The sequence below is a fragment of the Acinetobacter ihumii genome (genome assembly GCF_900625095.1).
GTDB lineage: Bacteria > Pseudomonadota > Gammaproteobacteria > Pseudomonadales > Moraxellaceae > Acinetobacter > Acinetobacter ihumii.
The window spans coordinates 170289-183824 of record NZ_LR130760.1 but is presented as its reverse complement, the minus strand read 5'-3'; the positions used below and the strand labels follow the sequence as shown (position 1 = coordinate 183824).

At 41.5% G+C, this 13536-nt stretch carries 11 protein-coding genes and 1 pseudogene; 3 read left to right on the top strand and 9 right to left on the bottom strand.

What is annotated here, in order from left to right:
- Window positions 1-16: 16 nt before the first annotated feature.
- Complete coding sequence (locus E0D95_RS00885) at window positions 17-580, top strand: lipocalin family protein (RefSeq protein WP_130802110.1); 564 nt, start codon at window positions 17-19, stop codon at window positions 578-580.
- 118 nt (window positions 581-698) lie between these two features.
- Here E0D95_RS00885 and E0D95_RS00880 read toward each other — a convergent pair whose 3' ends face one another.
- The 5 genes from E0D95_RS00880 to E0D95_RS00860 form a co-directional block, all read right to left on the bottom strand.
- Entirely contained in the window at window positions 699-1877 is a 1179-nt protein-coding gene (locus E0D95_RS00880) for a thiolase family protein (RefSeq protein WP_130802109.1), read from the bottom strand.
- A gap of 26 nt (window positions 1878-1903) precedes the next feature.
- On the bottom strand, window positions 1904-3322 hold the full coding sequence (locus tag E0D95_RS00875) for a short-chain fatty acid transporter (protein WP_130802108.1): 1419 nt from the start codon (window positions 3320-3322) through the stop codon (window positions 1904-1906).
- 115 nt (window positions 3323-3437) lie between these two features.
- Entirely contained in the window at window positions 3438-4079 is a 642-nt protein-coding gene (locus E0D95_RS00870; RefSeq protein ID WP_130802107.1) for a 3-oxoacid CoA-transferase subunit B, read from the bottom strand.
- A gap of 2 nt (window positions 4080-4081) precedes the next feature.
- Entirely contained in the window at window positions 4082-4786 is a 705-nt protein-coding gene (locus E0D95_RS00865; RefSeq protein WP_130802106.1) for a CoA transferase subunit A, read from the bottom strand.
- Window positions 4787-4979: 193 nt separating this feature from the next.
- Window positions 4980-5888, bottom strand: a complete 909-nt coding sequence (locus E0D95_RS00860) for a LysR family transcriptional regulator (RefSeq protein WP_130802105.1) — start codon at window positions 5886-5888, stop codon at window positions 4980-4982.
- A 482-nt stretch (window positions 5889-6370) separates the two neighbouring features.
- On the opposite strand from E0D95_RS00860, the gene E0D95_RS00855 reads away from it, so the two are divergent.
- Window positions 6371-7816, top strand: a complete 1446-nt coding sequence (locus E0D95_RS00855) for a GntP family permease (RefSeq protein ID WP_130802104.1) — start codon at window positions 6371-6373, stop codon at window positions 7814-7816.
- A 93-nt stretch (window positions 7817-7909) separates the two neighbouring features.
- A complete protein-coding gene (locus E0D95_RS00850) occupies window positions 7910-8695 on the top strand; it encodes a 3-hydroxybutyrate dehydrogenase (protein WP_130802103.1) in 786 nt (261 codons plus the stop codon).
- Between the two features lie 115 nt (window positions 8696-8810).
- Here E0D95_RS00850 and E0D95_RS00845 read toward each other — a convergent pair.
- The 4 genes and pseudogenes from E0D95_RS00845 to E0D95_RS00830 form a co-directional block, all read right to left on the bottom strand.
- Window positions 8811-10551, bottom strand: a pseudogene (locus E0D95_RS00845) (tannase/feruloyl esterase family alpha/beta hydrolase).
- A 34-nt stretch (window positions 10552-10585) separates the two neighbouring features.
- The gene (locus tag E0D95_RS00840) at window positions 10586-10969 is read right to left on the bottom strand and encodes a PaaI family thioesterase (RefSeq protein ID WP_130802102.1); all 384 of its coding nucleotides are present in this window, start codon (window positions 10967-10969) and stop codon (window positions 10586-10588) included.
- 53 nt (window positions 10970-11022) lie between these two features.
- The gene (locus E0D95_RS00835; RefSeq protein ID WP_213073688.1) at window positions 11023-12273 is read right to left on the bottom strand and encodes an OprD family porin; all 1251 of its coding nucleotides are present in this window, start codon (window positions 12271-12273) and stop codon (window positions 11023-11025) included.
- Window positions 12274-12355: 82 nt separating this feature from the next.
- On the bottom strand, window positions 12356-13495 hold the full coding sequence (locus tag E0D95_RS00830; RefSeq protein WP_130802101.1) for an acyl-CoA dehydrogenase family protein: 1140 nt from the start codon (window positions 13493-13495) through the stop codon (window positions 12356-12358).
- Between the last annotated feature and the right edge of the window lie 41 nt (window positions 13496-13536).

Here is a 13536-nt window from a genome sequence, read left to right as displayed (position 1 = left end):
AGCATCAGGTTTAATCATGCATATTCAAAAAAAGTATATTTTAGCGTTGGGTCTAGTATCGACTTTTGCTTTAGGGTGTGTATCTCTCAGTCATGCCGACACACCTAAACCTCAAGCAGTAGACAGTATTGATGTCAATAAATATGGTGGAAAATGGTACACCATTGCCTATTTACCTATGTTTTTCCAGCGCCAATGTGCCAGTGATACAAATGCTGTATATTCCTTGAATCCAGATCAGACCATTAAAGTAGTCAATAGTTGTCGAAATAAATCAGGTGAAATAGAAAGTGCTGAAGGCGTGGCCTATGCTGCCAATGAAGGTAAAAGTAAGCTCAAAGTCAGTTTCTTACCTAAAGCTTTACGTTGGGTTCCATTTACCAAAGGCGATTATTGGGTATTACGTATTGACCCTGAATATCAGACAGCTTTAGTCGGTGGACCAACGCATAAATATTTATGGGTATTGTCTCGGACACCAAATTTGGATGAGGCGACTTATCAGTCTTATTTAGAAACAGCGCGCCAACAAGGTTATGATTTGAGTAAGCTGATTAAAGAGCCACATCACGCAAAATAATCTAAGATTAGAACTAAATCTATCGATCTTTATTTCTATTCGTCAAAAGTCAAGCATCCAGACTAATGCTTGCCTTTTGTTTGTTTTAATACTGACAAAGTTCTGACGCTGGTAAAGTTTATGCGCTTATTTCAATCGCAATAGCCGTTGCTTCTCCGCCGCCAATACATAGTGCAGCAACACCTTTACGTTTTCCTAAACGTTTTAGGGCATGAATTAAGGTGACCATAATTCTTGAACCCGATGAGCCAAGTGGATGTCCCAACGCACACGCACCGCCATGAATATTGACTTTTTCAGGGTCAAGTTGAAAGGCATCAATTGCAGCCATGGTGACCATGGCGAATGCTTCATTAATTTCCCACACATCGACTTCATCCGCAGACCAACCGACCTTCTTGAGTAATTTTTCAATTGCGCCTACAGGAGCAATGGTAAATTCTTCAGGTAATTGTGAATTAGTGGTGTACGCTTTAATTTCAGCCAACACAGCTAAACCCCGTTGTTCAGCTTCTTGTTCAGACGTGATGAGCAATGCAGATGCACCATCGCTAATCGAGCTTGAATTTGCCGCAGTAATGGTTCCATCCTTGGCAAAAGCAGGGCGTAATGTTGGAATTTTATCAATCTTGGCATTACCTGGGTTTTCATCGGTATCCACCACGACTTCACCTTTTCTGGTATTGACAGTAACAGGTGAAATTTCAGCTTTAAAATAGCCTTCTTGAATGGCTTTTTGCGCACGTGTTAGTGAGCGAATCGCAAATTCATCCATTTGCTCGCGGGTATAGTGTTTTTTATCGGCCATTTCCTGAGCAAAAGATCCCATGGCACGACCTGTATAAGCATCTTCCAAACCATCCAGAAACATATGGTCAATGACCTGACCATGTCCCATACGATAACCCGTACGTGCTTTGGGTAGTAGGTACGGGGCATTACTCATGGATTCCATGCCGCCAATGACCGCAATTTTAATGCTGCCAGCCTTGATCGCATCTGATGCCAGCATGGCTGCTTTCATACCTGAACCACAGACCTTATTGATGGTGGTTGCTCCAACATGATCAGGCAGACCTGCTTTACGCATCGCCTGACGCGCAGGACCTTGCTTGACCCCTGCGGGTAAGACACAGCCCATAATCACTTCATCAATATCATCAACAGGGATACTGGCTTGTTCAACCACTTTTTGAATGGCCACTGCACCCAAATCTGGTGCAGACACACCCGAAAGACTGCCCTGAAAACTGCCCATAGGCGTACGTGTTGCTGCTACGATCACGATTTTTGACATTGTTCCGATTCCTTGCAATTCAGTATTTAAAATACAGGTGGGGTATAACTTAAGGTTTTACCCAAGATCCATAGTAAAAACAGTACCAATGGTAAATGTACCACCAATTGTGTGACAGTAAACCCGATCACATCTTTGGCTTTTAATTTTAAAATGCCTAACATCGGGAGCATAAAAAATGGATTGATTAAATTAGGCAGAGCTTCGGCCGCATTATAAATTTGTACTGACCAACCCAGATGATATTGCAGATCATTGGCTGCCTGCATCACATAAGGTGCTTCAATAATCCATTTGCCGCCACCCGAAGGAACAAAAAAGCCTAAAATAGCTGAATAAATTCCCATCACTACCGCAAAGGTATCATGAGAGGCAATCGAAACAAAAAAGTGTGCAATGTAATGCGACAGCGATAAATCCTGTGCATTCACTGCTTGCGTCATCATATAAGCGATACTGCCATACAGTGGAAACTGAATCAGTACACCTGAAACAGCAGGCACGGCTTTACTCACTGCATTTAAGAAATTACGTGGCGTTCCATGCAATGCAAGACCGAGCATAAGGAAAATAAAGTTATAGGTGTTTAAACTTGAAATGGCGATAATGGGATTATTTTTGGAAAATTCCAGCATCATCCAGATCAGACCAAGCGCAACCACTAAAATGGTCAAGAGTGGCGAATTTTCTAACCAGTCACCCGGACGCTTGGATTTAGTTTGCTGGGTTTCCTGTTGTTCTTCATCCTCAAAATTCAGATGAAAATCCTGCATGGTTTTCACATTCTGCCCTTTGGGTGCAGACATATACGCGATGACAATCGAAACCACGATCAGAATGGCAGTCATGACAATCGATTGCCACAGAAAAATAGTTTCAGTAAATGGAATCACCCCAGTGAGGTTATAAATTGATTCTGGCAGACTGGCTTTGTTGGCTTGTAATTGTGCCGCAGAAGAACTGATGCCAAGTGCCCAAGTCGCTCCCATCCCAATAATCGCTGCCGCTGCTGCCGCGCGATAGTCCATATTCAATTCTTTACGTTTGGCTAAAGCAATGACCAATAATGCGGTTAGGATGGTACTCACTGCCCAGTTGACCAGTGAAATAAGCAAACTGACTGTAGCAACCAGCACAATCGCACCCCGACCTGAGTGGGGAAGACGTGCCATTTTCTGAATCAGTTTTTTCACAGGTTTAGAGACTGAAACCACGTAGCCAACAATAATCAGCATCGTCATTTGTAGGGTAAATGGAATCAGGCTCCAGAAACCGTTACCAAAAGAGTTGGCAACATCCTGTACAGAAGCTCCGATAAAAATCGCGGCCGTCGCCACAATAATCACACCGAGCAAAGCGAAAATATAAGAGTCAGGAAACCATTTTTCTGACCAGTTGCTAATACTGATCGCGAAACGTTCTAAAATCGCAGGTTGTTTGTCCATAATCAAATTCCATCTGATGTTGAGGGCGATCGTTCCATCCAGAGATGATCCCCTTTTTTTTATTTTTTACATGGACTGTTGCAGCTCAATTGAACGCAACAGCCGCAGTCAATTTTTAGACTTCAAGAGCGACAATCAAATCGACCCCAGAAGCTGCTTGGATCTGTTCCAGCGTGACACCTTCCGCAAGTTCAACCAATTGCAGACCTTCAGGTACAACATCCATGACACCCAAGTCAGTAATGATACGATGCACCACGTTTTGACCTGTGAGTGGAAGGGTACATTCAGCAACAATTTTAGAGCTGCCGTCTTTGGCGCAGTGTTCCATTAAGACCACCACACGCTGTACACCAACCACCAAGTCCATTGCACCGCCCATGCCTTTCACTTTTTTACCCGGAATCATCCAGTTGGCAAGATCGCCTTTTTCAGAGACTTCCATTGCGCCTAAAATTGCAATGTTGACGTGACCACCTCGAATCATGGCAAAAGATTCACTGCTTGAAAAAAATGCAGCACCGCTTCTTGCGGTGACTGTCTGTTTGCCAGCATTAATCAAATCGGGATCGAGTGTTTGTTCAGTTGGAAACTCACCAATGCCGAGCAGACCATTTTCAGATTGCAACCAGACATTGACGTCATCAGGAATGTAATTTGCGACCAGAGTCGGTAAACCGATACCAAGATTGACGTAAAAGCCATCCTGTAACTCAAGTGCGGCACGTTGTGCCATTTGTTCACGTGTCCATGCCATGATCATGCGTCCTGTGCTTTTAGGGTTTTTTGTTCTATGCGTTTTTCTGGGTGTTCATTGAGAACAATACGCTGAACATAAATGCCTGCCAGATGAATGTCGTCTGGATCCAACTCACCAATTTCTACAATGTGTTCGACTTCTGCGACGGTAATTTTGCCTGCCATTGCACATTCGGGATTAAAATTTCGTGCAGTTTTACGGAAAATGAGGTTACCTGCCTTGTCTGCTTTATAGGCTTTAACCAGTGCAATATCTGCATTGAGAGAAGGTTCAAGAATATAAGTTTTACCGTTAAACTCGCGTTGTTCTTTACCTTCAGCAATGAGTGTGCCGACGCCTGTTTGAGTAAAAAATGCAGGTATCCCAGCACCGCCAGCCCGAAGTTTTTCAGCTAAGGTGCCTTGTGGGGTCAGTTCAACGTCCAGTTCACCATTTAAATATTGACGTTCAAATTCCTTATTTTCTCCAACATATGAAGAAATCATCTTTTTAATTTGTCTGGTTTGTAATAACACGCCCAGACCAAAATCATCCACACCTGCATTATTTGAAATACAGGTTAAACCTTTTACCTGTGTATCTTTTAAGGCTTGGATCAATGCTTCTGGAATACCACAAAGACCAAAACCACCAACAGCCAAAGTTTGATGATCCTGAACAATATCCTGTAGTGCAAGTGCTGCACTGGCATACACTTTATTCATTGTGATTACTCTATATCCCTTAGTGTTTTTATTATTAGCAGTTGTAATTTATTTAATGAAGTTGAAAATTTTAAAGGATTAATGAGGAAAATTAATCAATGCGAAGATGAATAAGAGGAATGTTTAAATCAACCCTCTCAAAATGAAGCGTATTATTTTTATCAATCAAAGCATTAATACAACGATTGCAGGATTATACCTGAGATGAATGCAAGATGTTCTCATAAGGATAATTGGACAAAGTCGCAATAAATTCACTGGAAATATTGGAAAGCTCGGCATCTTTTTTATACACAATACCGACGGCTTGATGGACATCACTATGTTCAATTTCTAGTAATACATTATGTGTTTTATCAATTGAATGTTGAAAATGTCGAGGAATAGCACTGACGCAAATTCCCAAAGCCACAAAGCTTGAAAAAGAGCTAATTTGATGACATTCCACTTTTAAATCCAGCACTAAACCTAAGCGGGCTGCATTTTGCTCGAGTAAATAACGCACAATGGAAGGATGTTGCAGTGTCACAAAAGGATGCGCATAGAGTTGTTGCCAAGTTACACTACTTTGGCTAGCCAAAGCATGCGTTTTGGGAACGAGTGCCAAAAAATCCTCATCAAATAATGGTTTAAATTCAAGTTGATCATTCATGATCGGTTGAAAACAAATGCCTAACTCAAAAATACCATCCAGTACATTTTCCATAATTTTTTCATTGGGAATATCATGAATAGAAAAACTTAAATTCGGGTGCTGATTTGAAAAAGACTGAATAACTTGAGGAAGTATGGCATGGGTCACGAAGGGCATCGAGGCAATATTTAAAGTACCACGATTTAATTTAAATCTTTGTTTAACATCATTTTCCATGTCTTCCCAATTGGCGAGGAGTTTTCTGGCATAAGGAATCAGGGATTTGCCTTCCTGCGTCAGTTCTACCCGGCGAGTATTGCGCTTAAAAAGTTTGCCACCCAATTCTTCTTCTAAGGATTTAATACTTAAACTCAAGGCAGATTGACTGAGATGTAACTCTGTCGATGCATTGGCATAATTCAGGCTTCGCGCCAGTGCCAAAAATGCTTTTAATTGTTTGAGTGTCATTCAGCTTTCCATGTCTGCAAAAGTTTTTGATTTTTAAAGCATAATCATAACGAATGGACGAAGTGAAGTGCGAGTTTTTTTGTAAAACATTCGAAAAGAGCATTTTATTATTAGATCAGTATTGATCAATATTATTTTTAAGCACCGTGTCGATTTATTTTGTGAGTGGATTTGATATTTATATTTAGTATTGATGAGTTTTATTAAATAATTAATTTGTTTTTTAAATAAATGTATTTTTATATAAATGTTTTAAATTTCATGTACTAAGGTTTTTGTCGTAAGCCTTTAAAATAATTTTCTTGTGTTTTTAAAATTTATTGATATTTTAGAATAAATATAAAATCGTATTTTAGTGTCACTCAGTGTGGATATCTTGAGTCTGGATGAGTCATTTTATGGTTAGGAAAACCGTGATCAAATATTTAAATCAATATTTGGGTTGAACCTGACATATTCTTTGTAATGGAGTAGGAAGAAATATGTGGGATTTATTTGTTATTCTGCTGTCTTTAGGCTTGCTCATGTATACGGCCTACAGAGGTTTTTCAGTTATTCTGATGGCGCCCTTATGTGCATTACTTGCAGTTTTTCTGATTAATCCGGCGAATGTATTGCCGTTTTATTCAGGCGTTTTTATGCCGAAAATGGTGGCTTTTATTAAAGACTATTTTCTGGTGTTTTTGCTCGGTGCCATCTTTGGTAAAGTGGTTGAGATGTCGGGTATTGCCGAATCCATTGCCAAAACGATTGTCAGTTGGATTGGTGCAAAAAAAGCCATTTTGACGGTGGTGCTTTTGGGAGCGATTCTGACCTATAGTGGTGTCAGCCTATTTGTTGCCGTTTTCGCGATTTACCCATTTGCCAATCAACTTTTCCAACAAGCCAATATTCCAAAGCGTTTAATTCCGGGAACCATTGCACTGGGGGCGTTTACCTTTACCATGGATGCATTGCCGGGTACACCACAAATTCAGAACGTTATTCCAACTACGTTTTTTGGCACAGACATATATGCCGCGCCTTTCCTTGGCATTATTGGTGCGATTTTTGTACTGAGCATGGGGCTGCTTTATCTGGAATGGCGTAAAAATGTCGCAATGAAAGCAGGTGAAGGCTACGCTGGTTTTGCAAGTACGGATACTGTTGAACAGGATGCCTCAATAATCCAAAACGATTCACAATCTCGTGAAGATCATAACCGTAGCAATGGCTCAGTCACACGTCAAATTTTGGCATTTGTACCTTTAATTTTGGTCGCTGTGATGAATAAGTATTTATCATCTGCCATTAAAACCTGGTATCCAAATGGTTTTGATTTTAATGCCATTGGTTTGGCGAATTATACCGTAGATGTGGCAAAGACAGGTGCGATTTGGGCGGTCGGTTTGGCACTGATCGTGGGTATTATTGCGGCTATTTTATTTGATTATCAACGTGTCATTAGCCAGTTTAAAGAAGGGGTAAATGCCAGCATTGGAGGATCATTATTGGCAGTGATGAATACTGCTTCTGAATATGGTTTTGGTGCAATTATTGCGGCATTACCGGGCTTCGTGTTGGTGAGTCATGCCCTTGGAACAGCATTTAGCAACCCTTTGGTGAATGGTGCAGTTACCACGACTGTTTTGGCAGGGATTACTGGTTCTGCATCTGGCGGAATGAGCATTGCATTAAGTGCGATGGCTGAACAATACAATGCGGCAATTCTCGCGGCTGGTATTCCACCAGAAGTCATGCATCGAATTGTTTCTATGGCTTCGGGCGGTATGGATACACTTCCTCACAATGGCGCGGTGATTACCTTACTTGCTGTAACAGGCTTAACACACAAGCAATCCTATAAAGATATTTTTGCAGTTACGATGATTAAAACAGTCGCAGTGTTCGTCGCGATTGCTGCATTTACTTGGTTCGGTATTGTTTAAGATATAGAAATAGAGAATGAATTCAGATCGATAAATGAAGAAACGCTGAGTGCATGAGAGGGCTAGGCGTTCAATTTAGAGAGGAGTAAAAAAGTGGCAAAATTATTAGACGCTAAAGTGGCATTTATTACAGGTTCAGCGAGCGGTATTGGTTTGGAAATTGCAAAAAAATTTGCACAAGAAGGTGCAAAAGTAGTGATTTCTGATATGAATGCTGACAAGTGTGAGCAAGCGGCTTCCGAATTGCAAAATCAGGGTTTTGAAGCCTTGTCTGCACCATGTGATGTGACCGATGAACAAGCCTATCAAGCTGCGATTAAACATGCGACAGAGACTTTTGGAACATTGGATATCCTGATTAATAATGCAGGTTTTCAACATGTCGCAGCAATTGAAGATTTTCCCACTGAAATCTATCAAAAATTAATTGCAGTAATGCTGACGGGCTCATTTATTGGAATTAAACATGCATTTCCCATTATGAAAGCACAAAAATCGGGTCGTATTATTAATATGGCATCTATTAACGGTCTCATTGGTTTTGCGGGCAAAGCAGGCTATAACAGTGCCAAACATGGTGTGATTGGTTTGACCAAGGTTGCTGCTCTTGAAGCGGCACGAGACGGCATTACCGTAAATGCCTTGTGTCCGGGTTATGTCGATACACCTTTGGTGCGTGGACAAATTGCTGATTTGGCTAAAACTCGTCATGTCAGTGAAACCAGTGCATTAGAGGATGTGATTCTGGCAATGGTTCCGCAAAAGCGATTATTGAGTGTAGAGGAAATTGCCGATTATGCCATTTTCTTATGTAGTGACAAGGCAGGCGGTGTGACAGGTCAGGCAGTGGTCATGGATGGTGGTTATACCGCGCAATAGTTTTTTATGCAGAAAAGGCCACAGTTGTGGCCTTTTTTAGGATTGGTGAGTCTGAATAAAAGTTCTGATGATTGATATTGGGCTTTTGAGATATTGAAAGGTTGTTGTTCTAAACTTATTTGCAGCTAAAGTTTTCGGCTTTTTCACTATCGCCATTGCCATTGTAGCGCGCGATGAGTGGGTAAGGGCATAAGGGGCGAGATCGATCAACTGCCCAATCTGAGGGTAATTCGGTGTTTATGATGCCACTAGGATTACCTGCCCCACGAGCAGTGGCAATAATACGATCAGGTGCTTGTCCATATTCGACCCAATTAACTAGAGCTGTTAGGGCATCAAACTGATCTGTGGCGATGCCATCTCGACTATGATTCATGCCGGGAACACGAAAGAAACGGGCAAAACGATTAGCCCCACCCTAAATTTTGATATTTACTTATAAGCTGGTCATACCAATGCTGTGTATCGTCAACTGAAAAAACGCCATCGGCTGTACCTTGTACAACAATCATTTTTCCGCCATGCAAACGAAGCTTATCCAGATTCAGTTCATCGGGTGGGAGCATGAAAGATAAGGCACTTTCCTGATAAGTTTGATCCACTGCTGCAAGTTTCGGATAATCTGTATCAAAATTATAATTAAAGGCAAATTGTCTGGAGTTTTGCATGATGGATGCATCAGGTGGCACTTGAAATACGATGCCAACAGCCACAGGGTCACGTGCAGTTCCCACAGATGATTCAAATTTCCAGCTTGCCCAATTTTTTCCGAGTAGACCGGGATCGAAAGGTTGTGTGGCATAAAGTGCTTGTCCCTTGGTATTTATAGGGCCGCGATAAATATTGGCAAGCACATCGATTTGTTCAGCGCTTAAACAGCTTCCATCGCGTTGGTTTGTACAGACGGGCACATGCTGGTGAATGTTAAAGGCGGTGCGGCATGCTTCCACATCCTGAACCAGTCCATCTGTAATACCATCTAAATGATCACAACGATCCAGAATCGCTTTTGCCAAAACTTTACGTTCGTCGAAGCTTAAAGCTGTACTTAAATCATTTTCGTCAGTTGCTACACGACGTAGCTGTTGAGCGGTATATAACTGTGCTGCGGCAGCTTTGGGTAAATGAGATCCGGGTGTACTGGCCAATATTCCATCATATTGTTCCCCGAGTCGTGTGGCAGCAATCATGGCATGGCGACCACCATTTGAGGTACCACCTGCATAGGATCGGTCAGGATATTTACTATAAGCCGCGCGGATAAGGTCTTTTGCCATCGGTGTCAGCTTGGTTATTGCACCGTAACCATAATCCATTCGGGCTTGTGGATCTAAACCAAATAGAGGGTTTTGAGCGGCGTTAAGTCCTGCATCTGATGAAATGACAGCAAAACCATCATTGAGTGCATTACTGAGTGGGCCACCACTTCCAACTTGTCCTGTAGCAGTGACGATATTGCCATCTGTTCCACCATTACCCTGATAAAGAAAACGTCCGTTCCAGTCGATTGGTAAACGCATTTCAAAACCAATCTGGTAGATTTGTCCGTCTATGGGGCTGGTACGTTGATACATATAGCCTTGAATTAAACAATGCGCTCTGATGTTTTTGCCTGCCACAGTCAGCGTACCTGCCGGCTGCAATGTTGCATTGCTGATGGTCGTATGATTGTATTGATAACCTTGTAGGTCTGAACAAGATCCTTTAAGCATTTTGCCTATGGCAGGACTAAGTTGAGGAATATTTTGACTTGTTTGTTGAGTATCATCATGGTCACCACAAGCAGCTAAACTGAGGCATACGCTTAGGAATGCAATATTTTGAAGGCTAGATTTCTGTTGTAATCGTTGTTTCATTCTTAAATATCCTGATTTAAATTTTGGGTCATATTTAAGTTAAGACCATAAAATTGGCAGTACTTCGCGCCACCATCTTATTGTTTTGCCAAGCCTCACTTTCGATATTTAAAATAGCTTTTCCTTGTTTGATAAAACGACATTTTGTATAAACCTGACCCACCTGACATGGACGTAAAAAATCCATGGTTAAATTAATGGTGGTGGCGGGTTGTTTCCCATTGGCAAGAAATGCAAATAAGCCCATGACATCATCAAGCATTGCGCAAATCATGCCGCCTTCAACAGTACCTCTTGGATTGGTAAAACTTTCCAGCGCCATGTAACAAATTTCAAGCTCTTGCTGTTGTTCATTCCATTGCAAGTTATGCCCACCTAATAAATGGTGAATCGGGGGGAACTTCTGAATCATGTCCATTTTTATTTTCCATGCAGTACATTGGGCTCCAGATCATCTGGAGCCGATCGGGCTTATTTAAACTTCCATGTATAATCAATATTGATACGGGTTTCGTTGACAGGTTTAATGTTGGCATTTGCCGACATATTATTGTCATACATTGCATAACGTGCGCGCAGCCCTAGATTTTTAAGCCAGCCAGTTTGAACGGTATAACCCAGATCAAAATCAGTTTCTCGTTCTTTTAAATTGCTTCCGCCAAGATTGGGAGCATCAATATTACGCCCCATGGTATAGCGCGTCATAAAGCGTAAACCCGGAACATAATCTTTAAAGTCATATTCATAACGGAAACTGTAGGCTTGTTCTTTGGGATTGAGAAATTCCCCCGGCCATGTATCAATCAGCAGTCCTGTTTCGCCGCCACTTAAATAAGGAAAAGCCGTTTCACCATGATGCTGAAATGTTCCAAAAATAAATTTATGATTTTGGTGTTTGAGTTCAAAATGCGCATGATATAAATCGTTATCGACCAAGCCTGCTTTTGCTTGTCCTTCATCACGACTACGATAATAATGCAGATAACTACTGAAACGGGTTTGTGGACTAATATCCCATTTGTGTAAAAAGCCTGTGGTCATTTGATTATAGAGATTATTGACATCCAGATAGAACAGCCCCAAACGTAAGCTTGGATTGAGATTGTAGTAGCCACCTGCATAATAGAGTCCATCAGTTTCAGCACTTTTAAAGCGGCCATTTACCCCTGAAATTTTAATATTCTCAAAATTGGTGGAGTCACGATGGTTCACTTTATCGATATAAGCCGCCTGTAATTCAAAATCTTTTAGATCTTTGGATTCCAGTGAAATCCCTTGATAGGTCTGTGGCAGTAAGCGTGCAGGCGAGGCAACTAAAACTGGGTTCATCGGTCTGAGTGTTCCAATTTTAAGTTCGGTTTGACTAATTTTAGCTTTCGCTGTCACGCCTATTTCACCATAGCTTGAAGCAGGTTCATTGGTAACTGTGTCTCGGGGTAAATTGCCGGTGCCTGCATATTTGGCACTGGCATCCAGTTTAAAACCTGCGGTGGCTAAAATATCCAGACCAAAACCGACAGTTCCTTCGGTATAGCCTGAATTGGCTTTGAAAATAAAGCCCTGTGTCCAGTCTTTTGCGGCTGGGTATTTAGAAAGCTCCTGATAATCACGATCAAAATAAAAGTTTCGTGTGGTCAGTTCTATACTGCTGTTATCGACAAAACTCCCTGCAAATACTGAACCTGAAAGCATAAGCGTAGAGTACATCCATAATTTAGACATGGCATTTCATCCTGAAATATCATTGTTGTTTTAAGCAAGACCTCATTGTCCGATCTGTCTTGCTCGGTTGTTAAAATTTGAATTATTTCCCCAATAGTTCACGCGCCACAATTTCTTTCATGATCTCATTGGTTCCGCCGTAAATTTTTTGTACACGGGCATCGACAAAGAAACGTGATATTGGATATTCCTGCATGTAGCCATAGCCACCAAACAGTTGTAGCAATTGATCAATGACTTCACATTGGGTATCGGTGATAAAGCACTTTAAAGCTGCGACATGATGGACACTTAATTGATGTTGGCGATACATCTCTGCGCATTGATCCACAAAGGCCTGTGCAGCTTTGGCCTTAATTTGTGCATGAGCAAGCACAAAACGGGTATTTTGCATCTGGCTTAAAGGCTGTCCAAAAGCCTTGCGTTGCAATACATAATCTTTGGTAAGTTCAATTGCCCCTAAAATTGAGCCGAGTGCCATCATAGAAATGCTCAGGCGTTCGCGTGGCAATTCTTGCATAAGGTAGGCAAATCCGCGACCTTCATCACCTAAGCGTTGTGTGGCAGCAACTTTGACTTGATCGAAAAAAAACTCCGCAGTGTCTTGTGCATGCAAGCCAATTTTTTGCAGTGAGCGTCCTTTTTTTACACCTTGTAAATGTGCATCGACCAAAAATAGTGAAATACCTTTGGCACCTGCCTGTGGATCGGTTTTTGCAACCAACACAATTAAATCGGCATGTAGACCGTTGGAAATAAAGGTTTTGGAGCCATTGATTAGATAATGATCATCTTCTAAAATGGCTTGTGTGCGAATCGCCTGTAAGTCAGAGCCTGCATTGGCTTCTGTCATGGCAATGGCGGTGACAACTTCACCAGACACCATTTTTGGTAACCAGTATTTTTTCTGTTGTTCACTACCAATATTTTGAATATAAGGTGAGACCAGTTCATTTTGTCCCCCAATGGCAACGGCCAAAGAGCTAAATCCTGCCTGTGCGGTTTCCTGAACCAGCATCAGTGAATAATGAACAGGTGCACCATAACCGCCATATTCTTCGGGGACATCGACACATAAAAAACCATTGTCACCCAGTAAATTCCATAGCTGTCTTGGAATTAGACCATCCTGTTCCCATTGTTCATAATAAGGAGCAACATGCTCTTTTAAGAACCGTCGATAATTATCGCGAAATAATTCAAATTCTGTATCGTGCTGCATATTTCACCTTTTTTCGGGCAAAACTAAGGATGAAGCTCAAA